The organism is Spirosoma panaciterrae DSM 21099, assembly GCF_000374025.1.
In the GTDB taxonomy this organism is placed as follows: domain Bacteria; phylum Bacteroidota; class Bacteroidia; order Cytophagales; family Spirosomataceae; genus Spirosoma; species Spirosoma panaciterrae.
On sequence record NZ_KB893178.1, the window covers coordinates 99028 to 122261 of the forward strand.

The 23234-nt window shown below is 48.5% G+C and carries 24 protein-coding genes; 17 read left to right on the plus strand and 7 right to left on the minus strand.

The genetic code is table 11. The annotated features are described in order from the left end of the window. Window positions 1-16 precede the first annotated feature (16 nt). The 4 genes from B153_RS0109810 (at window position 17) to B153_RS0109825 (ending at window position 4273) form a co-directional block, all read left to right on the plus strand. Window positions 17-1018, plus strand: coding sequence for a nucleoside hydrolase (locus B153_RS0109810; protein ID WP_026262036.1), 1002 nt, complete (start codon window positions 17-19; stop codon window positions 1016-1018). A 76-nt stretch (window positions 1019-1094) separates the two neighbouring features. After that, window positions 1095-1553 (plus strand): regulatory protein RecX, encoded by a 459-nt coding sequence (locus tag B153_RS0109815; RefSeq protein WP_020596525.1) that lies wholly within the window; start codon window positions 1095-1097, stop codon window positions 1551-1553. A 59-nt stretch (window positions 1554-1612) separates the two neighbouring features. Then, window positions 1613-2668 (plus strand): glycosyltransferase family 4 protein, encoded by a 1056-nt coding sequence (locus B153_RS0109820; protein WP_020596526.1) that lies wholly within the window; start codon window positions 1613-1615, stop codon window positions 2666-2668. 135 nt (window positions 2669-2803) lie between these two features. Continuing rightward, entirely contained in the window at window positions 2804-4273 is a 1470-nt protein-coding gene (locus B153_RS0109825) for a M48 family metalloprotease (RefSeq protein ID WP_020596527.1), read from the plus strand. A 75-nt stretch (window positions 4274-4348) separates the two neighbouring features. Here the strand turns inward: B153_RS0109825 and B153_RS0109830 are convergent, their stop codons facing one another. From B153_RS0109830 to B153_RS0109845, 5 genes are all read right to left on the minus strand, one after another. Beyond that, window positions 4349-5398 (minus strand): ribonucleotide-diphosphate reductase subunit beta, encoded by a 1050-nt coding sequence (locus tag B153_RS0109830; RefSeq protein WP_020596528.1) that lies wholly within the window; start codon window positions 5396-5398, stop codon window positions 4349-4351. Window positions 5399-5635: 237 nt separating this feature from the next. Beyond that, on the minus strand, window positions 5636-6409 hold the full coding sequence (locus B153_RS0109835; protein ID WP_026262037.1) for an HNH endonuclease: 774 nt from the start codon (window positions 6407-6409) through the stop codon (window positions 5636-5638). After that, window positions 6315-6599, minus strand: a complete 285-nt coding sequence (locus B153_RS38530) for a DNA glycosylase (protein ID WP_020596530.1) — start codon at window positions 6597-6599, stop codon at window positions 6315-6317. Before B153_RS38530 ends, B153_RS0109835 begins: the two co-directional genes overlap by 95 nt. 60 nt (window positions 6600-6659) lie before the next feature. Continuing rightward, a complete protein-coding gene (locus tag B153_RS0109840; RefSeq protein WP_020596531.1) occupies window positions 6660-7058 on the minus strand; it encodes a type II toxin-antitoxin system VapC family toxin in 399 nt (132 codons plus the stop codon). Window position 7059: 1 nt separating this feature from the next. Then, window positions 7060-7272: a hypothetical protein gene (locus tag B153_RS0109845; RefSeq protein ID WP_020596532.1), complete on the minus strand. Its 213-nt coding sequence runs from the start codon at window positions 7270-7272 to the stop codon at window positions 7060-7062. 125 nt (window positions 7273-7397) lie between these two features. Between B153_RS0109845 and uvrA the strand changes: the two genes are divergently transcribed. The 6 genes from uvrA to B153_RS0109875 all read left to right on the plus strand — a co-directional run bounded on the left by uvrA (window position 7398) and on the right by B153_RS0109875 (window position 14947). Beyond that, a complete protein-coding gene (gene uvrA, locus B153_RS0109850; protein ID WP_020596533.1) occupies window positions 7398-10277 on the plus strand; it encodes an excinuclease ABC subunit UvrA in 2880 nt (959 codons plus the stop codon). Window positions 10278-10323: 46 nt separating this feature from the next. Further along, window positions 10324-10719 (plus strand): hypothetical protein, encoded by a 396-nt coding sequence (locus tag B153_RS0109855; protein WP_020596534.1) that lies wholly within the window; start codon window positions 10324-10326, stop codon window positions 10717-10719. A 28-nt stretch (window positions 10720-10747) separates the two neighbouring features. Beyond that, window positions 10748-11392 carry a transposase gene (locus tag B153_RS0109860; protein WP_020596535.1) on the plus strand — a complete coding sequence of 215 codons (645 nt, stop codon included), beginning with the start codon at window positions 10748-10750 and terminating at the stop codon, window positions 11390-11392. Further along, window positions 11379-12659, plus strand: a complete 1281-nt coding sequence (locus B153_RS0109865) for a metal-dependent hydrolase family protein (protein WP_020596536.1) — start codon at window positions 11379-11381, stop codon at window positions 12657-12659. Before B153_RS0109860 ends, B153_RS0109865 begins: the two co-directional genes overlap by 14 nt. Before the next feature lie 238 nt (window positions 12660-12897). After that, a complete protein-coding gene (locus B153_RS0109870; RefSeq protein WP_020596537.1) occupies window positions 12898-14184 on the plus strand; it encodes a citrate synthase in 1287 nt (428 codons plus the stop codon). Between the two features lie 178 nt (window positions 14185-14362). Further along, window positions 14363-14947, plus strand: a complete 585-nt coding sequence (locus B153_RS0109875) for a hypothetical protein (protein ID WP_020596538.1) — start codon at window positions 14363-14365, stop codon at window positions 14945-14947. Between the two features lie 49 nt (window positions 14948-14996). On the opposite strand, the gene recA is transcribed toward B153_RS0109875, so the two are convergent. Together recA and B153_RS0109890 are read right to left on the minus strand one after the other, a co-directional pair. Then, entirely contained in the window at window positions 14997-16091 is a 1095-nt protein-coding gene (gene recA, locus B153_RS0109880; protein ID WP_026262039.1) for a recombinase RecA, read from the minus strand. A gap of 175 nt (window positions 16092-16266) precedes the next feature. Then, complete coding sequence (locus B153_RS0109890) at window positions 16267-16764, minus strand: hypothetical protein (RefSeq protein WP_020596541.1); 498 nt, start codon at window positions 16762-16764, stop codon at window positions 16267-16269. A gap of 275 nt (window positions 16765-17039) precedes the next feature. Here B153_RS0109890 and eno point away from each other — a divergent pair, with 275 nt between their 5' ends. The 7 genes from eno (at window position 17040) to B153_RS0109925 (ending at window position 23233) form a co-directional block, all read left to right on the plus strand. Then, window positions 17040-18320, plus strand: a complete 1281-nt coding sequence (gene eno, locus B153_RS0109895) for a phosphopyruvate hydratase (protein ID WP_020596542.1) — start codon at window positions 17040-17042, stop codon at window positions 18318-18320. Between the two features lie 71 nt (window positions 18321-18391). Beyond that, window positions 18392-18703: an FtsB family cell division protein gene (locus B153_RS0109900; protein ID WP_020596543.1), complete on the plus strand. Its 312-nt coding sequence runs from the start codon at window positions 18392-18394 to the stop codon at window positions 18701-18703. Between the two features lie 78 nt (window positions 18704-18781). Further along, window positions 18782-19300 (plus strand): low molecular weight protein-tyrosine-phosphatase, encoded by a 519-nt coding sequence (locus B153_RS0109905; protein WP_020596544.1) that lies wholly within the window; start codon window positions 18782-18784, stop codon window positions 19298-19300. A gap of 74 nt (window positions 19301-19374) precedes the next feature. After that, window positions 19375-20952: a 2,3-bisphosphoglycerate-independent phosphoglycerate mutase gene (gpmI, locus tag B153_RS0109910; protein ID WP_020596545.1), complete on the plus strand. Its 1578-nt coding sequence runs from the start codon at window positions 19375-19377 to the stop codon at window positions 20950-20952. A 1-nt stretch (window position 20953) separates the two neighbouring features. After that, window positions 20954-21403 carry an element excision factor XisH family protein gene (locus B153_RS34930; RefSeq protein WP_020596546.1) on the plus strand — a complete coding sequence of 150 codons (450 nt, stop codon included), beginning with the start codon at window positions 20954-20956 and terminating at the stop codon, window positions 21401-21403. Then, on the plus strand, window positions 21361-21693 hold the full coding sequence (locus B153_RS0109920) for a XisI protein (RefSeq protein WP_026262040.1): 333 nt from the start codon (window positions 21361-21363) through the stop codon (window positions 21691-21693). The genes B153_RS34930 and B153_RS0109920 overlap by 43 nt, the downstream gene beginning before the upstream one ends. Window positions 21694-21853: 160 nt before the next feature. Next, complete coding sequence (locus tag B153_RS0109925; RefSeq protein WP_020596548.1) at window positions 21854-23233, plus strand: glycoside hydrolase family 88 protein; 1380 nt, start codon at window positions 21854-21856, stop codon at window positions 23231-23233. The last annotated feature ends 1 nt before the right edge of the window (window position 23234 follow it).

Below are 23234 nucleotides of genomic sequence, written 5' to 3' on the forward strand. Positions count from 1 at the left end.
AATGTCGTTTATTCCTATGACCCGAATCTCTTTATTTTTAGCCAGCGTGCTGTTGGTCCTGATAATCGGCCCTGTTGCCGGACAGTCGGCCAGAAAGCAGCCACCTGTTTCGGTTATTTTCGATACAGATATGGGCCCCGATTACGACGATGTCGGAGCCATAACGTTGCTTCACGCTTTTGCCGATGCCGGAGAGGCTACTGTACTGGCTACCATTGCCTCGACAAACTACCCGAAAGTAACGCAGGTGTTAAGTGTACTGAATACGTATTTCAACCGTCCGAACATCCCGATTGGGGTACCCAGGGGGGAGGCCGTAAGTGATAAGGATACCCAGCACTGGTCCGATACGATTGTGGCCCGGTATCCACATAAGATCAAGACCAATGCGGAATTACCCGACGCGGTTGCCCTTTATCGACAGATTCTTTCCAAACAGCCCGACCACAGTGTTACGGTAATCACGGTAGGTTTTCTAACTAATCTGGCCAATCTGTTGGCTAGTAAACCCGATCAGTATTCGAAATTGTCGGGTCGGGAATTGGCCATGCAGAAAATCAAAAAAGTGGTGAGTATGGCTGGTAAGTTTCCCAAAGGCCGGGAGTACAATGTACATCGGGATACGCCCGCGTCGAAAATCTTTTTTGCCAATTGGCCAACACCTGTGTTGATGAGCGGGTTCGAGATTGGTCAAAAGATACACTCGGGTCTGCCTCTCGTGCAAAACAGTGCCATTCAGCATAGTCCGGTAAAGGATGTATTTCGAATTTCGTTGCCGAAAGCAGAAGAAGATAAGAATGGACGCATGAGCTGGGATCAGACTGCCGTTTTGGTGGGCGTAAAGGGCTATGCACCCTATTATACCATCGAAACCGGACGATTGACCATGAACGACGATGGCTCCAACGGATGGGACAGGGCTGGCAAAGGCCATGCGTATTTAGTCGAAAAAATGCCGGTAGCCGAGGTTGAAGCCTTGATCAATTCGTTGATGCAGCACCAACCGAAAAAACGGTAAGTGAAATGGGGTCGAGCCACCAGAGCAAACCCGAAAAGAATAAACCAGCGGGTTTGCTCCCGCGTTACCTAAGCCTATGACAGATCTGTTAAAAGATGCCCTTCAGAAAGCGGCCATGTTTTGTGCCTATCAGGAGCGTACCCAGCAGGAAGTTCGCGATCGGCTGAAAGACTGGGGCATTCTGGGCGACGATGCCGAAGAGGTGATTGCTGAACTGATTCAACAGAATTACCTGAACGAAGAACGGTTTGCGAAGGCATTTGCGGGCGGGAAGTTTCGGGTAAAAGGCTGGGGCCGACGTAAAATCAGGCAGCATTTACAACAACGGGGTATTTCAGGCTACAACCTCGATCAGGCCATGAACGAGATTGCGCCCGACGATTATCAGGACACACTTAAAGAATTGCTGGACAAGAAACGGCAGAGCCTGCGTGACGAAAATCCTCTGGTTATCAAGCAGAAACTTGTTCGATTTGCCCTGAGCAAAGGGTATGAATCCGACCTGGTTTTTGCCCTGTTAGGCCGCGAAGATTAACGGTTCGTTGAGCGGTTTCCAGAAAGAGCCTAATTTTACGGCTCAATTAGCCCCTGCTTATGCCCCGTTTGTTTCTCGAAACCGATCAAATGTCTAACCTGAATAGTGGTTTGGGGCAACTTTGCCTGCATTTAGGCCGTGAGTTGGTGCGACAAAAACCAGCTGACTGGGAGATAACATTTCTGGTGTCGAAAGAGCAGGTAGGTATTTTTGGGCCTTCGGTAAACTACAGGGTGGCCTCGACCTGGAAGCGCGTCTGGCGAAACTGGAATTTTGATGTATGGCACTGCCCCCATCAGGGATCGCGATTTTATCCGCAACGACGGGCTCGCTTTATTTATACCGTACTTGACCTGAACTATCTGTCTCTGGCTCAATATTCGGCCGACCGAAAGGCACGAAAGAAAAAGCAATACCAAGCCCGCATCGATCAGGCTACGGTAATCACAACCATTTCGGAGTACGTAGCGCAGGATGTGCGGAGTAAATTGGTTGTGCCAGCAGCTACACCTATACAGACGATCTACTGTGGGGTAGATATACCGGCCAGCGTCACTAAAACAACACCTGAAACAAAACCTGATGGACCGTTTCTGTTCTTCATCGGTATGTTACAGGCCTACAAGAATGTGCATACTATGCTTCCCCTGTTGGTCGCTAATCCAGATCATTGGCTGGTACTGGCTGGTCCCGACAAACCCGAATATAGTCAGCAGATATGGGAACAGGCCCGTCAGTTGGGCGTAGCGGATCGGCTCCTTATGCCCGGCCCGGTGGACGAGTCGACCAAATGGTGGTATTATGCCAACTGCGAGGCTTTTTTGTTCCCGTCGTTGATGGAAGGATTTGGTATCCCGGTCATTGAAGCCATGTCCTTCGGTAAGCCTGTATTTAGCTCAGCATTGACCAGTCTACCCGAAGTGGGTGGCGACGAAGCGTTTTATTTTCCAGCCTTCGATGCCGACACCGTTGTTAACACCTTTCAAAAAGGAATGGAAGCCTACCGACTTGATCACGCCAAGACCGAGCGATTACGGCGCCAAAGCCAGAAGTTTACATGGGAAGCCGCAGCGGCTGAATACTGGCAACTATATCAGCAACTACTTCGAGCCTAGCTATCGGTGCAGCGGGGCCATCCTCTTGGTGGACATTAAAAAGGCATTAAACAAAATAGGTGTTCATAGTAGTTTATACTTAGGAAGTAAGCGCCAGATAATACTGGTGCAGAACTCACCTTCACATTCCTAACAATGAACACGTCCACGTTTTATCACCGATCCATTCTGTTTGTTACGCTGATCATTGCGTCAGCCTGTGCGCGCAACCCCGTTACAGGAAAGCGGGAGATAAGTTTGATGTCTACTGAGCAGGAAATCGCACTAGGAAAAGAATCGCATCCGTCAGTAGTAGCCACTATGGGGCTGTATGAAAACAAAAATTTGCAGGCGTTTATGAACGAGAAAGGTAAGGCGATGGCAAAAGTTTCGCACCGGCCTGATCTGCCTTATCAGTTTTATATTGTCGATTCGCCGGTTGTTAATGCGTTTGCTGTACCGGGAGGCTACGTCTATTTTACCCGTGGTATTCTGGCTCATTTTAATAATGAAGCGGAGTTTGCGGGTGTCCTTGGCCATGAAATTGGGCATATAACTGCCCGCCACGCTGCCCGTTCGCAGAAGAGTCAGTTGCTAAGCACGATTGCACTGATTGGCGGAGCCATATTAGCTCCTCAGGTTGTTGGCCAGAACATCGAAGCGCTACAACAGGGAATTGGGCTTTTGTCGCTCAAATACAGCCGCGACCACGAATCGGAGTCTGATAAGCTGGGTGTTGAATATTCGAGTAAGATTGGCTACGATGCGCATCAGATGGCTAATTTCTTCGGTACGCTTAAGCGCATTTCTGATAATGCAGGACAGGCCATTCCCCAATTTATGTCGACCCACCCCGACCCCGGTAATCGCTATAATCGCGTGCATGAACTGACGAAGGAGTATCAGGCTCAACACCCCGCATCGTATCAGGTAGATCGGGATCAATACCTTCGCCTGATTGATGGTATTACGTACGGTGAAGATCCTAAACAGGGTTTTGTGGAAAACAATACGTTTTATCATCCAGAACTGAGATTCCAGTTTCCGGTGCCAAACGGTTGGCAGTCGCAGAATTCACCAACTCAGTTTCAGATGGCGGCTAAAGACGGTAAATCAGCCATGATCTTGATGCTGGCGAAAGGCAACTCATTGGATGAAGCCGCCCAGAATCTGGTAAAAGAACTAAGCCTGAATGTTCTGGAGAATAAAAAAATGACCATAAACGGCAACCCGGCTTATGTCCTTGTTTCGCGTCAGCAGCAACAACAGCAGCAAGGGCAACAGCAGGACCCACGAACTGCCCTTCAGATCGGAACCTGGCTGATTCAGTATAACAATGCCATTTATGCTCTACATGGCCTTGCTGCAGCGGCCGATTTTACAAACGCATTTGGTACATTTCAGCAGGTAGCCGGAAATTTCCGTTCCCTGACAGACTCTGATAAAATCAACCGTAAACCGGAACGGGTTTTTGTTCGTGCTGCTCCCCGCGACGGTTCCTTTCGCGATGTGATGACGGCTTTAGGTATGCCTGCCAAACGAATCGAAGAATTGGGAGTACTGAATAGTATGAAAGCCGATGATCGAGTAACGCGAGGCACGTCGCTTAAAATTATCGGTCAGTAAAGCACAAAAAATAGTCTGGCAGAGGTAGTACTACCCCTGCCAGACTATTTTTTGAAACGAAAGACGTATAAACGGCTAGAAATCAGCGTCGAACGTAATACCCTTAGGTTCTTCTACTACAACCACAGGGGTTGGGTTCTCAGCATCCTGCGGATTTTGAGAAGCCGCTTTGGCCGACCGAAATTTCGCCATCACTTCACCACGCTGGTATTCACCTACACGTTTCTCGAAGAAATTGGTTTTCCCCTGTAGCGAAATCATATCCATGAAATCGAAGGGGTTGGCCACATTGTACAGCTTCCGTAAGCCGAGCGTAACCAGCAGGTGGTCGGCTACAAAGGCAATGTACTGCTTCATCAGATCGGCGTTCATCCCGATCAGCGACACGGGTAAAGCATCGGCTACAAACTCCTGCTCAATCTCGACGGCATTACGGATAATGTCGTACACCTGCGATTCAGGCATTTTGTGCACGATATGATCGGTATAAAGCATACAGGCAAAATCGCGGTGCAGCCCTTCGTCGCGCGAGATCAGTTCGTTCGAGAACGTTAGGCCCGGCATCAGCCCGCGTTTTTTGAGCCAGTAAATCGAGCAGAACGAACCGGAGAAGAAAATCCCCTCAACAGCCGCAAATGCAATCAGACGTTCGGCAAATGAGCCATTTTCGATCCAGCGTAATGCCCATTCCGCTTTTTTCTGTACGCAGGGGATGGTATCGATGGCATTCAGCAGCCGGTCTTTTTCGGCAGCGTCTTTGATGTACGTATCGATCAGCAGCGAGTAGGTTTCGGAATGGATGTTCTCCATCATCACCTGAAAGCCGTAGAAGCACTTGGCCTCGGCGTATTGTACTTCCGACAGAAAGTTTACGGCCAGGTTTTCATTGACGATCCCATCCGATGCCGCAAAGAAGGCCAGTACGTGTGAAATGAAATGCCGTTCGTTGTCGTTCAGGCTGTTCCAGTCCTTCATATCCTGACCAAGGTCGATTTCTTCGGCTGTCCAGAACGACGCTTCGTGGGTTTTATAGAACTCCCAAATGTCCCAGTGTTTAATGGGGAATAGTACAAAGCGGCCTTTGTCTTCTTCTAAAATTGGTTCAATTGCATCGGTCTGTGCCATGATAACGGATGTGCGGTTTTATGCATAAAGCCCGGGCTGGATAGGCCCTTCTGAAGTAAGTGGGCTTTGCGACTATAGACGTGTTAATTTCGGGTTAACAAAGTTAAAGAATCTGCCCGCTTCTACAAGAAGGCCCTTGTCAGTACCCGGCATCAGACAAATGACAAGCTATTGTAAATGTAAGATAGTCAGAGGTTTATTGATTGTGAAACTTTGGAAGTTCTTGGAATAGTGCTGTCAATGTTCAAACCGCTCCAATCTGTACTCCAAAAACTCTTTCCTAGGCTGATACGTCCTCGGTACGCGAATGAGCTTATGTTGGAAATCACCAAAAAAACGTTGAAAAAACTCTTTGTTGGTTTCGGCTTTAAGCCGCTTCGAGATGAGCAGTTTATAATCCGTGTCAATGCAAATTAATCCCTTCTCGTAGGCTCGATCGTATAGATTTGACAAGCAAACGCCATTTTCGGGATTTAATCGATTGTGTTCATCTTCGGCCCAGGGCTTAATGTGCCCTGCCACCAATAAATCGGGCAGGTCGATGCCTGAAATAGCGCAACGACTTTCATACGTTTTCAGAATCATCTGCCGGAACACACTCTGGTTGACGCGAGTTTTCACCAAACGCTCTTTTACTTCACCTTTCAGATTTTTCAAGTCGAACACAATCTCTGGGTGGATTTCATCAATCGTTTTGTGCTGATACTCGGCTAGAATCCGTTCACTTTCAAAAACTAGTTCTTCCTGATTGTTGATAAACTCATCCCAAATGGGTTTTACCTGATCGTAACCCCCACTCATACCTTTCACACCTCGTTGTTGATGGTAAGGGTCAACGCTGGCGAAATTGGTCAAACGCATAGCAACGGAATCGGGTGTTCGACGGCCTAAAATAGTAGACAGTGTTTTTACCGCTTCATTGCCTTTGTGCATTTTTCCAAACGGTAATTTCAGATAGAGGTTGAAAGCCAAAATCAGTTCTTCGCGAGTCCAGATAGGAGAAGTTGCCATGTACGAAAATAACAGTTTTGTATTTGGGCAGTACTATATCGGGCTTACCGGGCAGGTTTTTATCGTGTAGCCGATATCGGAAACCGTGGGCGTGAAGAAATTTACGGACGATTAGTTCTGGTTTCGTGTCTTTGCTTCGCACGCGGCTCATGTTGTAGCTGCGTTGAGCGGGTGTATGTACGTCGGCCATGTGGGGTGTTGAGTGTTTTGGTTATAACAACTAAACACTATATCTGTCTGGTAGAGTTGGCTACCAAATTATATCAATAACGTCCCGATAGCGGCTGAATTTCTCATCAGCAGAGATAATGGACATCTGCTCGGCCAGTGCCGTAGCCAGAATCAATCTATCAAAAGGATCGCGGTGGTCGTCAAAAAAGGGAATTCGCCGATAGGCAGCAATGTGAGAAAGTGATACAGACACTAAATCGAATCCGTCAGCTTCTGCCTTATCAATGAGTTCTTCCGTTAGAACAGGAAACGTTGGTAGGCGATTAACTGTCTGTTTGATCGTGATTTCCATAAAACTTAGGCAACTTACAAACACATCATTAGTCGGATCTTCAATTAATTTCCGGATGTGGTTGGGTAGTTGTGCATCGTTTAGCTGAAACCAGATAAAAATCTGCGTATCGAGTAATAATTTCATTTTACATATAATCGCTCAGATCATCAAGGGGCTCGTTGAAATTAGCTGGAATTGAGCCGCGCCCTGCCAGCGAACCTGCTTTTCGAGGTTTTTTCTTCGCTTCGGGCTCCTCCTCTAAAAACGTCACGATTACTTTCATGCGTTTTTGTATGGAAGGAACCTCATCCAGAATAATCTGACCATGATCGTAAGTGCCCTGAATAGCCGTCAGCATAGCTAAATTGTTTTAGGTAAAGATAACGAATTGCTGGTTCGATTGTAGAGACGAAAAGGGTTGCGTTCCCGGAAACTACCCCCGCCTGTTTTACGTTGTTCTTTAGAATAAGCCTTTCCCAACTAGTGACGGAAGAAAAAGCAACGGAGCTACGGCCCGGACTTAACGATATTGACCTGACGGGTTACGATCAAATAGAGGTCCTTGGTGCCCGCGAACACAACCTGAAAAATATTGACGTTACGATTCCCCGCAATAAATTGGTGGTCGTGACGGGTATCAGCGGAAGCGGCAAATCGTCGCTGGCCTTCGATACCATTTATGCCGAAGGCCAACGGCGGTACATGGAGAGCTTCTCGGCCTATGCCCGCTCGTTCATTGGCGATATGGAGCGCCCGGATGTGGACAAGATCAACGGTCTGAGTCCGGTGATTTCCATCGAGCAGAAAACGACCTCCAAAAACCCCCGCTCCACAGTCGGTACAACCACGGAGATTTACGACTTTCTACGTCTGCTTTACGCCCGTGCCGGAGAAGCATTCTCGTATGTAACGGGTCGTAAAATGGAACGGCAGTCGCAGGACCAGATCATCGATACCATTCTGGATCAATATGCCGGACAGAAACTAACTCTGCTGTCGCCCATCATTAAAGGGCGTAAGGGACATTACCGGGAGCTGTTTGTACAGATTGCTAAAACCGGCTACACCAAAGTGCGGGTCGATGGGGTTGTACAGGATATTGCGCCGAAGATGCAACTGGACCGCTACAAAATTCACGACATCGAAATCGTGATTGATCGGCTGGTGCCTAAAGCAGAAGATCGGTATCGACTGAGCCAGTCGGTACAAACGGCTTTGCGGCAGGGAAAAGGGGCCATGCAGATGCTGGATGGAAACGGAACCCTGGTCTACTTCTCGCAGAACCTGATGGACCCCGAATCGGGCATCAGCTACGACGAACCCTCGCCCAATACCTTTTCGTTCAACTCGCCCTATGGGGCCTGTCCGGTTTGTAATGGGCTGGGCGTGATTGAAGAGATTACCGAAGAGTCGGTTATTCCAGATAAGTCGCTCAGTATCAGCCGAGGGGCTATTGCGCCATTGGGCGAATATCGCGAATTGTGGATCTTCAAGGAAATCGAAGCAATTCTGAAAAAGTACAAGCTCAACCTGACATCTCCGGTCAATAAATTTCCAGACGATCTGCTTCATGCGCTCCTGTATGGAACGGAAGATGAAGCGACGGTTCCCTCCAAAAAATACCCTGGCGAGGATTACTACAGCTTTAAGTTCGAAGGAATTGTCAATTTTCTAAAACGTCAGCAGGAAAACAGCACCGATAAAATTCAGGAATGGCTGAAGGACTTCATGGTTGTCAAAACCTGTCCTGAGTGTCAGGGTGCCCGGTTGAAAAAAGAATCTCTGTACTTTAAGATCGACCAGAAAAACATTTCCGAACTGGCCCGTATGGACATTTCGGAACTGACAGCCTGGTTCGATGGCGTCGAAAGTCGAATGACCGACCGCCAGAACGTCATTGCCAAAGAGATTCTGAAAGAAATCCGCAAACGCATCGGCTTCCTGCTCGACATTGGTCTGGATTACCTCACGCTCGACCGTCCGCTACGCACCCTTTCGGGGGGCGAAGCGCAGCGAATTCGGCTGGCAACCCAGATTGGTACTCAATTGGTTGGGGTACTGTACATTATGGACGAGCCAAGTATTGGCCTCCATCAGCGCGATAATGTCAAACTGATCGACTCGCTCAAAAACCTGCGTGATCTGGGCAATACGGTGCTGGTGGTTGAACACGACAAAGACATGATGCTCGAATCCGACTTTATTCTCGACATTGGGCCGGGAGCAGGTCGTCATGGCGGGCAGGTGGTGGGCATCGGAACCCCCGAAGAGTTTCTGAAAAACGGCAGTACTACCGCCGAGTATTTGAGCGGTCGGCGAAACATCGATGTACCGGCCGAGCGACGTAAGGGAAACGGTAAGTTTTTGATTATCAAAGAGGCTACGGGGCATAATCTGAAGAAAGTAACGCTGAAGCTCCCCCTGGGCAAAATGGTAACCATCACGGGCGTATCGGGTAGTGGCAAATCGTCGTTGATTCACGAGACTTTGTTTCCGGTATTGAACCGCCATTTTTATAAGTCGAAGCGGGAGCCGTTGCCGTTCAAATCAGTCGATGGACTGGAGCATCTGGATAAGGTAATTGAAGTCGATCAGTCACCAATTGGCCGGACACCCCGCTCCAATCCGGCTACCTATACGGGTATGTTCTCCGAGATTCGGACGCTGTTTGCCGAACTGCCCGAAGCCAAAATTCGGGGCTACAAGCCCGGTCGATTCTCGTTCAATGTAAAAGGTGGGCGTTGCGAAGACTGCGAAGGCGCGGGGATGAAGAAAATCGAAATGGAGTTTCTGCCCGATGTTCACGTGGTTTGTGAAACCTGCAAAGGCAAACGCTTTAACCGCGAAACGCTGGAGGTCCGCTTCAAAGGCAAATCCATTGCCGATGTACTGGATATGACCGTTGAGCAGGCACTGGATTTTTTTGCCAGCCAACCGAAAATTCTGCGTAAAGTGCAGACCCTGAATGATGTTGGGCTAGGCTATATTACGCTAGGGCAGCACGCTACCACCCTTTCGGGGGGCGAAGCCCAACGGGTAAAGCTGGCCGAAGAACTTTCGAAAAAGGATACGGGCAAAACACTCTACATCCTCGACGAACCGACTACAGGACTACATTTCCAGGACATCGCCCATCTGCTCGATGTATTGAATAAACTGGCCGATAAGGGCAATACGGTTCTGATCATCGAGCACAATCTGGACGTTATTAAAGTTTCGGATCATCTGATCGACCTCGGACCAGAAGGGGGTAACAAAGGAGGTAACATTATTGCCGAAGGGCCACCCGAAAAAGTGGCCGAGGTAAAAGGAAGCTATACCGGCAAGTTTTTGAAACTGGAATTGGAAGCAAGTAAGACGTAAAAGTCCCTATTTTCGTTGCGTTAAAAACAACCTGCGAAAAAGCTTTATGCGTTACCCATTCTTTTATGTTTTGCTTCTGGTACTGGTCGTTCTGGATGGCTGGCTACTGGCGCACCCCAATCTGATTGGTCAGGCTGGGGTGTTCTTTTTTGATTACACGGCCATTGAAACCTTTCCGAAGGCCCTGGGTACGGTAGCCCTTGTAGCTGGCATATCTATTCTGATTACCTGGTTTGTAGGGCGCCTGAGTCAGCCAGTAGCTATCGGGATAATGGTTATGCTCCTCGCTGGATCGGCTTATTATCTGTTCCAGAGTTTTACCCAGTACAATACAGGCATTTATAAGTTAACAGGAGCTGGTTTTCGGGCAGGGGCTATACTTCTGCCGGGTCTGGTCGTACTGATTTTTGGTGAAGGCTTGCTGCGCCGATTAAGGGAATAACGTAAAGGCTTACGGCTTCAGATACACGATGCATACGGATTTCTACTGGTACAAAGGTTTACCGCATTTGCAACCGCTTGGGGGTACATTCTTTGTTACCACGCGGCTTCAGGGGTCGCTGGCGCAAACTGAAAAAGAACGCCTGGCCAATACGTATGCAGCCAAAAAACAACAGATTCTTATCCGACCGGGCCATAGTCGGGACGAGTTGGATCGGCTGGAAAGAATGTATTTTGGCGAGTACGATCAGTTGATGGATCGGGCCGATTATGGACCCCGATGGCTGGAAACGGATTCTATTGCCCAACTTGTCGCTCAGAGCTTACACTATTGGGATGATAAAGCCTATAATCTGATTGCCTATACATTGATGCCCAATCATATTCATGTTGCGTTTTCGTTCTTCGATCCTGAATCGGGCAGGCCAGCAATACCCTTGGTGAAAATCCTGCAAAGTATTAAAAGCTTCTCGGCACGGCAGTGTAATCAGTTGCTGGAAAGACAGGGACAATTCTGGGATGATAAAAATTATGACCGACTGGTACGCGACCGCGACGAACTGTATCGCATTGTTCAGTATATTTTGCAGAATCCGGTAAAAGCTGGCTTTTGCCAACGCTGGCAGGACTGGAAATGGACGTACGTAAAACCTGAATACAATGACTTTAGATAACGTCTGGCCAAAAAGCTGGCTTGGCCTTTGGATCATCTTATTCCTGTTGCCTGGAACAAGCCGTAGCCTGGCCCAGACATACCTGCTAAAGCCCGATCGGATATTTGACGGCGAAACGACTCACGAAGGCTGGGCTGTACGCGTAAAAGGAGATAAGATAGAGGCTGTTGGCGCGATTGCATCGATATCTACAGAAGGCGCCGAAGTCGTTGATTTGAAAGGGACCACCCTGCTGCCGGGTCTGATAGAAGGGCATTCACACTTATTTCTGCATCCGTACAACGAAACGCCCTGGGACGATCAGGTGCTGAAAGAAGCCCGCTCGCTGCGAACGGCCCGCGCTACAGTTCATGCTCAGAAAACGCTGCTGGCAGGCTTTACAACCGTTCGGGATCTGGGTACCGAAGGCGCTGAATATGACGATGTAGGTCTGAAACAGGCTATTAATCAGGGGATTATTCCAGGGCCTCGAATGGTTATTGTGACGCGGGCCCTCATTGCAACAGGGAGTTATGCACCTAAGGGATTTAGCCCCGACATAGATGTGCCACAGGGAGCCGAAGAAGCCGACGGGCACGATGCCCTGATCAAAGCCGTTCGACGACAGATTGGGAAGGGAGCGGATGCCATCAAAATTTATGCCGATTATCGCTGGGGATTGATGGCCGAAGCCCGTCCGACCTTTACCATTGAAGAAATTAAACTGATGGTAGATGTAGCAAAAAGCAGTGGCCGGGCAGTGGTAGCGCACGCCAGTACGGCCGAAGGCATGCGTCGGGCCATTTTGGGTGGTTGCGAAACGATCGAACATGGGGATGCAGGTACGCCAGAGGTATTTACGCTGATGAAACAGCATGGCACAGCCTTATGTCCGACACTGGCGGCTGGCGATGCCATTAGTCAGTATCGCGGCTGGAAAAAAGGCCAGGAGCCTGAACCGGAGCGACTTAAGCAGAAGCGTATAACCTTCAAACAGGCAATGGACGCTGGCGTAACAATGGCTGCCGGGGGCGATGTGGGGGTTTTTAGTCACGGCGATAATGCCCGAGAACTGGATTTGATGGTCGATTATGGCATGAAACCACTCGATGTATTACGATCGGCCACTTCGATCAACGCTGATGTTTTTCACCTGGCCGACCGGGGGCGCCTGCGAACAGGCTTACTGGCCGATCTGGTGGCGGTAGAGGGCGATCCCACAAAAACGATTACTGATTTACACCGAGTTCGAGTCGTGATGAAGGGTGGAATTTTTTACAAACGATGAGCAGGGAACGTACGGTTAATTTTCGGGGTTACCATTTAATATAAATGTAATCTGGGTTTTTTACGACAATTTCATTCGTCGTTTTAATTTTTCGGCTAATTTCGCCCGTCGTGTACCCGCCCGGCTATTTTTACTACGAGGTTCCTGACGGGCAAACACGTTTATAAACGGCTACTTGAGCCAGATACTCAACAAACCGCATTGTAGTACCTCTGATTAACTCTACCCCTGAATTTGTATGGCAAATACCGCTGAATTAACAGTCGATGGTAAGTCCTATTCATTCCCAACTCTGGAGGGAACCGAACATGAAAAAGCCTTTGACATCTCAAATCTCCGTGATCAGACCGGCTACGTAACATTAGACCGGGGTTATAAAAATACCGGTGCCACCAAAAGCGCTATTACGTTTCTGGATGGTGAGCAGGGTATTTTACAATATCGTGGGTATGCCATCGAAGACTTAGCGGCCAAAGCGTCGTTTCTGGAAGTAGCTTACCTGCTTATTTACGGCGAATTGCCAACGAAAGACCAGTATGCCCAGTTCGAAAATTCCATTCGTCGGCATACGCTGGTTAATGAAGACATGCGGAAAATTTTTGATGGTTTTCCCGTAAAAGCTCACCCGATGGGCGTTTTGGCATCGCTGGTGAGTGCCATGAGTGCATTTTATTCTGACCTCGAAGGATCGTCGGGCGAAGACAAAACGGACCTGCACATTATCCGGTTACTGGCCAAATTGCCAACGATCGCAACCTGGTCGTACAAGCGTTCGCAGGGGCATCCGATAAATTACCCCAAAAACAGCCTCGACTACATTCCGAACTTCCTGAACATGATGTTCTCGTTGCCGGTTGAGGATTATAAAATTGATCCGGTCGTGGTTGAAGCCCTAAACGTGTTGCTGATCCTTCACGCCGATCACGAGCAGAACTGTTCAACTTCGACCGTTCGGCTGGTAGGTTCGTCACAGGCAAATATCTATTCGTCTATTTCGGCGGGTATCAGTGCCCTGTGGGGGCCTCTGCACGGTGGTGCCAACCAGGAAGTGATCGAGATGCTCGAAAATATCAAAGCCGATGGTGGCGATGTGGCTAAGTATGTCGATATGGCGAAAAACGCTAAAACAACGGGTTTCCGCCTGTTTGGTTTTGGACACCGGGTTTATAAAAACTTCGACCCGCGTGCTAAAATTATCAAAAAAGCGGCCGATGACGTTCTGACAAAGCTGGGTATTAATGACCCCGTACTGGAAATTGCCAAAGGATTGGAAGAAGCGGCTTTACACGACGAATATTTTGTATCGCGTAAGCTATATCCAAACGTTGACTTCTATTCAGGGATTATTTACCGGGCTCTGGGTATTCCGACCAACATGTTTACGGTAATGTTTGCCATAGGTCGTTTACCTGGCTGGATTGCTCAGTGGAAAGAAATGCGTGAGCAAAAAGAGCCTATCGGTCGGCCCCGGCAAATTTATACTGGCCCTACGTTGCGCGAGTTTGTTTCGCTGGAAAATCGTTAAGTATCATTCGGTTAAATATACTTCGAAAGCTACCACAAAATGGTAGCTTTTTTTGCATACACACTACGTTGAATTTGCAAATTGTAATATACAATATACTAAAAAAAGTATATCAAATGGCTCGCTTTTTGATCAGAAATCAATGACGATGGATAATAGGCTATTGTGAACGAGTCCAATGTGTATTGCACCAAAATTTATTTTTTTCTTAGCGTTAGCCCTGGTGTTACTGGGTTGTCATGCGGTACTAACCTCTGTACCAATCCCCGACACGTATTCGACCTACTACTGGGGAACTGTTACAGGCACCCGCCAAGGCGATGAATTAAGAAATGCCCGGATTTCAGCCGCATCCAGAGTGCCCTGCACAGCCTATGCGTTCGACGTTACGGTAACAGAATTTGATGATGATGGCGAAAAACTAGCAACCTTAACGTTGTTTAATATCCCGAAAAAGGCCGGTTCGCTGACTAAATTCAAAGTAGACTATCGTACGCTCTACTGTGGGTCCGATAGTATTGGTTGTACCTATACGACCTTGAGCAATAAAATGCCCTGGGGTACATACAAGCCCGTAATCGGTTCTGATACACAGTTGAGCATTCAGTCTTTCGATGAGGTATCCGGAGAAATTAAAGGCACCTTTAGCGTAAGAATGATACCCGATCAGATTTACGATGCCACGGCTCCCAGCCTGCTCTTATTCAAGAATGTAAAGTTTCTGACGAAGCTTAAGTACAGCAACGGAACCTATAAGAAATAAAAAAGGGCAGGATATACACCCGGCCCTTTTTACTGGTTCATTAAACAAATTAATCATCGAGCAGACCTTCGTCATCGGCGTCGGTGCCTTCCAGGACAGGATCAAGCAAAGCATTTTCATCTTCAGCGATTTTGGCCCGGATTTTGCCCTCCAGCTCTGCCATCAATTCAGGATTGTCGAGCAGTAATTCTTTTACGGCATCACGACCTTGTGCCAGCCGGTTGGTTCCGTAGGAGAACCAGGAACCGGATTTCTTAACGATCTCCATCTCAACGGCCAGGTCGAGCACTTCGCCCACTTTCGAAATACCCTGTCCATACATAATGTCGAACTCAACAACTTTGAACGGAGCCGCCAGTTTATTCTTGACTACCTTTACTTTAGTACGGTTCCCTACTACATTGTCGGCGCCCTCTTTGATCTGGCCAATCCGACGAATATCCAAGCGAACCGACGAGTAGAATTTCAGCGCATTACCACCCGTGGTTGTTTCGGGGTTACCGAACATCACGCCGATTTTCTCACGCAACTGGTTGATAAAGATACAGCAGCAGCCCGTTTTGTTGATAGTACCTGTAAGTTTCCGCAAGGCCTGCGACATCAGACGGGCCTGAAGGCCCATTTTACTTTCGCCCATTTCGCCTTCAATTTCGGCTTTAGGAACCAGCGCGGCAACGGAGTCAATAACGCAGATGTCAATGGCTCCAGAGCTAATCAGGTGTTCGGCAATTTCGAGTGCCTGCTCGCCATTGTCGGGCTGTGAGATAAGCAGATTTTTGGTATCAATGCCCAGCTTTTCCGCATAAACCCGGTCGAAGGCGTGTTCGGCATCAATAAAGGCGGCAAGACCCCCCGTTTTTTGGGCTTCTGCAATGCAGTGCATCGTCAGAGTGGTTTTACCCGACGATTCAGGTCCATAAATTTCAACGATACGGCCGCGCGGCATACCCCCGATACCGAGCGCCAGATCCAGGCCCAAAGACCCGGTCGAGATAACTGGAACATCCACAACTTTGCTCTCGCTCAGGCGCATTACCGTACCTTTTCCGAAAGCTTTGTCCAGTTTTTCAATAGTGGTTTGAAGGGCTTTTAGTTTACTGTCATTAGCAGATGCTGTGGCTTGCGCCATGTCTGATTTTGCCATGTTAAGCTGGTTGTTTAAACAGATAAAATTACCCAAAAATGGCCGGATTACCAAACGGTTTCTGAAAATAGTTGGGGCTTTTTATCCAGGGTTTTTCAAGGGAATAGTAAGTGTGTAAAAACCAGCTAATGATAACATAATGAATCAATTAGCTGGTTTTTACGTCAGGTATTTATTAACGTATGGAATCGGATGCGGCAGGCGTCTGAGTGGTAGCGGGCTGTTGCACTTGTGGCTGCCCTTGTTGCGGCTGCGGCTGGCCCGGTTGATAGCCCGGATAGGCAGACGTGTCGCCGTAAGGACGCATGGGTGGCCCAACAACTTCTACGCTAGTAATGTAATACTTGGTTTCGCCATTCCAGGGGAATTTCAAGATCTTTTCTTCGTAATGCAGTGTCACACGCTGACCTGTTTTTACAGCATCGGTAATCTGCTTGGCTACGTCTTCATCTTTTACCGAAAAGTCAAAATATTGGGGGGTGAGTGAGCCCGTTTCGCCCGAAAAACCACCTACGTTCAGAACACCTTCGTAAGTTTTGAAAATAAATCCTCGTCGGCTGAATTTCGAGACGGTTCCGGCCCGTTCGCCGTCGCTGTAGCTCCAGCCAGTCAGCGCATAGAGTACGCCAAAAACAACTAATAAAAACAAGAGAAAATATAATAAGCCGCGCATAGATATGGTTGGTTTGGTGGTACTTGTAAAGCACACAAATAGACAAAAATTTCTGATAACTTCTGTTTCAGGACTATAAAGACCATGAATTATTCATTAAGTAACAAACCAATCGGGTTCTGGTTCTGAAGTTTTGCCCTGTATTTCGTTACTTTGCGCTCGATTTGTGTATAAGCCTAAGCGCCTGTGCGTCAAATCAGATAAACCGGCCTGCCGGATCACCGGAGCGCCGGACCGATAGCATAGTTTGTTGTTAACCCTTTTTATTCTCTCCAATGAGTACCATCCAAAGCATTCATGCCCGACAAATTCTGGATTCACGCGGTAACCCAACTGTTGAAGTTGACGTTCGTACCGAAAACGGTTTTCTGGGGCGGGCCGCTGTACCCTCGGGCGCATCGACAGGTACCCACGAAGCGGTCGAACTCCGCGACGACGACAAAAAGGTATATATGGGCAAAGGTGTCCTGAAAGCCGTCTCGAATGTAAATGAATTGATTTTCCCTGAACTGGTTGGCATATCGATCTTTGAACAAAGCATGATCGATCGGATTATGCTCGAACTGGACGGTACGCCCAACAAAGGTCGTTTAGGGGCCAACGCCATCCTTGGCGTGTCGCTGGCAGCCGCTAAAGCAGCTGCTCAGGAAGCAGGTTTGCCGCTGTATCGCTATATCGGTGGCGTAAATGCCAACACGCTGCCCGTGCCGATGATGAACATTCTGAACGGTGGCTCGCATGCTGATAATTCAATCGACTTCCAGGAGTTTATGGTAATGCCCGCCAATGCGCCGAGTTTCTCGGAAGCCCTGCGGATGGGTACCGAAATTTTCCATACGCTGAAAGGGGTTCTGAAAAAAATGGGTCTGGCTACCAACGTCGGTGATGAAGGTGGGTTTGCACCTAATATCAAATCGAACGAAGAAGCGATTCAAACCATCATCCAGGCTATCGAAAAAGCAGGCTACCGCCCAGGTGAAGACGTTTGGATTGCTATGGATGCCGCTTCGTCCGAATTCTATGATGCCGAAGCAGGTGTATATCATTTCAAAAAATCGACGGGCGACAAACTGACTTCGTCGGAGATGGCCGGATTCTGGAAAGACTGGGTGAACAAATACCCAATCCTGTCGATTGAAGATGGCATGGCCGAAGACGATTGGGATGGCTGGAAAGCTCAGACCGATTTGCTGAAGGATAACAAAACCCAGCTTGTTGGCGACGACCTGTTTGTAACGAACGTAACCCGCCTTCAGGAAGGTATCGATAAAGGAATTGCCAATGCCATTCTGGTAAAAGTAAATCAGATTGGTTCGTTGACCGAAACCATCGATACGGTAAATCTGGCGAAGCGCAATTCGTACAAAAACATTATGTCGCACCGTTCGGGCGAAACCGAAGACGCTACCATCGCTGATCTGGCCGTAGCATTGAACACGGGTCAAATCAAAACGGGTTCGGCTTCGCGCTCAGACCGGATGGCAAAATACAACCAGTTGCTCCGTATCGAAGAGGAACTGGGCGAAACCGCTTATTTCCCAGGACTTAAGTTTTAGCATAGGGCAAAGGGGACGGGGTATGGGCCAGACGCTCTACCCCATGCCTTCTGCCCCAGGCATCTTGTACCATGCTACAAAAAATCCTCCGCTATTTTCGTAATTTCTACGTTGCCACAGGCGTAGGGCTTCTGGCATGGATGCTGTTTTTCGACGCCAACGACCTGCCGACGCAAATTCGAAACTGGTGGAAGCTGCACGTGCTGGAAGAGGATGTTCAGTTTTATCAGGGCAAAATTAAGGCCGTTCGAACCGAGCGTAAGGAGTTACTGGGAAATGACCAGCTTCGGGAAAAGTTTGCCCGCGAGAAATACCTGATGAAGAAACCCGGTGAAGATGTATTCGTCATTGTGGACGAGAACAACGAACCGCTTGAAAAGTAGCGAGGTGCAGCGAGCATGGAGCGAGGTGATCATTGGTTCACCCTACTCCACGCTCCATGCTCCACGCCCCCTGCCGCTATGATTTCCGTTCTCTTTGTTTGTTTAGGCAATATCTGCCGGTCGCCGGTGGCAGAGGGTATTTTTAAGCAGCTCATCTCCGAAGAAGGGCTTGACAAACAGATAAGTTGTGATTCGGCAGGAACATCGTCCTACCATATCGGCCAGTTACCTGATCTTCGAAGTCGTGAAAATGCCCTTGAACATGGGCTTACGCTTACGCATCGCGCCCGCCGTTTGACGGGCGACGATTTGGCACAGTTCAATTACTTCGTAGCGATGGATGAGAAGAACCTCGAAACCATCGAAAAATTAAACTACCGAAGTACGGGCCTACATACGACTGACACGATTTTTCTGCTACGTGAATTCGATCCCGAGGTCAGCGATGAACCTGATGTGCCGGACCCCTACTACGAAGGTCCCGAGGTTTTCGAAGACGTTTATCAGATCTGTCTACGTTGCTGCCGACAGTTGCTTACGTATTTAATTCAACAGCATAATCTTAATGAGCGAAAGAGCGAAAGAGCGAAAGAGTGAAAAGCCAGCGTAGACTATTTTCACTCTTTCACTCTTTCACTCTTTCGCTCTCTCACTCTTTCACTCATTAAAAAATGAACAAAAAAGTCATTCTCATCATTCTCGATGGATGGGGTATCCCGCTGAAACGCGAAGTATCTGCCATTGAATCGGCACATACACCTTTTATAAACTCGCTGTATCCCAAATACCCGCATAGTACGCTCGAAGCGTCGGGGCTGGCCGTTGGACTACCTGCCGGTCAGATGGGTAATTCGGAAGTTGGGCACATGAACCTTGGTGCCGGTCGGGTGGTGTATCAGGATCTGGTGAAAGTCAACAAAGCCGTTGAGGAGCACACGCTCGATAATGAGCCGGTATTGGTCGATGCCCTGAATTATGCCAAAGCCAACAACAAGCAGGTGCATTTCATTGGACTCGTTTCGGACGGTGGGGTTCATGCACACGTAGATCACCTCAAAGGATTATTGTCCATCGCTCACGCCCACGATCTGACGAACGTATATGTCCACGCCTTTACCGACGGCCGCGACACCGACCCGAAAGGGGGTATTGGGTATATCTCAGAAGTTCAGGACCACATGGCCGCCACTACCGGGCAGATTGCCAGCGTGGTTGGGCGGTATTATGCCATGGACCGCGATAATCGCTGGGAACGGGTAAAAGTTGCTTACGACGCTATGGTACACGGTATTGGTACCAAAGTGGCTGCGTCGGGGGTAACCCAGGCATTGCAGGAGTCATATGATGCCGACATTACCGATGAGTTTGTCAAACCAATCATTGTCAGCAATCCCGACGGCTCGCCTGTAGCGGTTATTGAAGAAGGTGACGTCGTGCTTTGCTTCAATTTCCGTACCGACCGTGGCCGCGAGATTACGCAGGCACTGACGCAGAAGGACTTCCCGGAACAGGGCATGCAGAAACTGCCACTGTACTACATCACCATGACCAACTACGACAGCGAGTTTATGAATGTCAAGGTGATTTTCGATAAAGATAATTTGTCGAAAACGCTGGGTGAAGTCGTGGCTGATGCGGGCCGGAAACAGATTCGCATTGCCGAAACCGAGAAATATCCGCACGTTACGTTCTTCTTCTCCGGTGGGCGGGAAGAACCTTTTGTGGGTGAAAAACGGCTGTTGTGCCCGTCGCCTAAGGAAATGACCGTTCTGGACGACCGGGGTGTGCAGATTACCATTCCGGTAAAAACCTACGATCAGATTCCGGAAATGGCCGCTTACGATATTCGGAATGCCATCATTCCGGAATTGGAGAAAGAAGAAACGGATTTCATCTGCCTGAACTTTGCCAATACCGATATGGTCGGCCATACAGGTGTATTTTCTGCCGTTGTGAAGGCTGCCGAAACGGCTGATGCCTGTGCCCAGGCTGTAACAGAAGCAGCTCTTGCGCATGGCTATACCACAATCATCATCGCCGACCACGGGAATGCCGAGTACATGATCAATGACGACGGTACCCCTAATACAGCGCATACAACGAACCTGGTTCCCTGCATCCTGATCGATAAAGACTATCATCCGGAGCTGAAAGATGGGAAACTGGCCGATATTGCTCCTACTATTCTTCAGTTGATGGGTATTCCGCAACCCCCCGAAATGGGTGGCGTAAGTTTGATCAAAGAATAGAGTGGCAGCGAAGGATTTATATCATCAGGCTGTTGTTAAAGCGTTGGAAGCTGATGGCTGGATGGTCCGAAAAGACCCTCTAGCCATTACTTTTTTGAACCGTACAGTTTTCGTTGATTTGGGTATTGAAGGCGTATCGTTAATCGCTAATCGATCGGGAAGAAAAATCGCTATTGAAATCAAAAGTTTTCTGAGTACCTCGCCGATAAAGGATTTTCAGGAAGCGATTGGGCAATACCTGATGTATGAACTGATTCTGAATGAAACAGATCCCGAGATTGAACTTTGGCTGGCTGTTCCAGTTGCTGTCTATGATGAATTCTTTCTGGAGGAGTTTACGCTCTTTGTTCTAAGTAAGATTTCGATTAGTTTAGTTATATTTGATCAGGTCGCATCGAAAATTGTCAAATGGATTCCATCAATATCTATAGGCAGGCCGCCCAGCAGATAGTTGAGCGGTACGCATCGTATCAATCAGGTAGCCATGAAATTCATCATGAATTGGTAATGGATACTGTGCGGGACCACTATGAAGTGTTAGTTATCGGATGGCAAAAAGGACGGCGTGTGTACCATACGATGATGCATTTTGACATTATTGAAAGCAAGATTTGGATTCAGGTAAATAATACTGACAGGGACTTATCAGCGGAGTTAATCGAATTAGGGGTTTTGAAAGACGATATAGTGATTGCTTTCCATCCTGAAGGCATTCGCAGACACTTGATACCAGCGGCTTAATAGGCTCTAGGGGTTATAAAAGCCGCACTTGTTCGATCAGGTTGCGGCTTTTTTGTTACCATACATAAAAATCCGTGGTCTAGTGCTTATTATAAAGTAGTAGTCCCATCAACTGCTCTTTAAGTAAGGAAACCGGAAAGCTTGTCGTTTCCCTTACTTTATGCAGATTAACTATTCCTTACAACTCACCGATCTTACCGCAAAACTTGACCGATTCTGGGACCTGTCTGGTCAGAAAATACGCCTGATTGAAGCCGAATACGACGTGTCAAAAGGCTCCCCGGTTTTTACCTGGGCGGGTAAATACACAACCCGTGGCTGGACCGAGTGGACACAGGGGTTCCAGTTTGGTTCCGCCATTTTACAGTTTGATGCTACCAACAATACTGAATTTCTGGAAATAGGCCGCCAGAAAACACTTCGTGTAATGGCTCCGCACATTAGCCACATTGGTGTGCATGACCACGGATTTAATAACGTGAGCACGTATGGGAATTTACTGCGGCTCATGCAGGAGGGCCGAATTCCGCACAATGAATGGGAAAAGAATTTTTATGAACTGGCCCTGAAAATCTCCGGTGCCGTACAGGCTAGCCGATGGACTACCGTTAAAAACGGTGGCTTCATTAGCTCGTTCAATGGCCCTCATTCACTGTTTGTCGATACTATTCGTTCCTGCCGGGCGCTAGTGGTGAGTCATGCGCTTGGGCATGTGTTTCAGGGTGAGGGCGATGCAAAAATAAGTCTGCTGGAACGGGCTTTGCAGCATATGAAAGCCACTGCCGATTATTCCGTGTTCTACGGTGAAGGGCGGGATTCGTACGATGTGTGGGGCCGGACTGCTCACGAAAGCGTATTCAACGTAAAAGATGGCAATTTTCGCTGCCCCAATTCTCAGCAGGGGTATTCCGGCTTTACGACCTGGACACGCGGCTTGGCCTGGGCTATGTGTGGGTTTGCCGAAGAACTGGAATGGCTGGCTACCTGCGACGATGCCGAACTAGAACCCTTTGGCGGGCGAACAACTATCGAAGCCTACATGCTCAAAGCGGCAGCCGCTACCTGCGATTTTTTTATTGAAAACACGCCTACCGACGGCATTCCGTATTGGGATACGGGGGCGCCTACCCTGCATCGCCTGGGTGATTACCTGAATCGTCCGGCAGATCCTTACAATGCATTTGAACCTGTGGATAGTTCGGCGGCCGCTATTGGTGCTCAGGGATTACTGCGTTTAGGGAACTATTTAACAGAAAAAGGCAATGAAGAAGCCGGTAAACGCTACTTCCAGGCTGGCCTAACCACGCTTGATACACTCCTTGATGCCCCATATTTGAGCACGAATCCAACGCATCAGGGCTTGCTGCTGCATTCGATCTATCACCAACCCAATGGCTGGGACTATGTACCACCCGGCAGCCACATTGCCAATGGTGAGTCGAGCATGTGGGGTGATTATCACATCCGCGAAGTGGCACTCTACCTACAACGCATCATCCGTAACGAACCGTACTATACCTTCTTTAACTGCATCGCCTGAT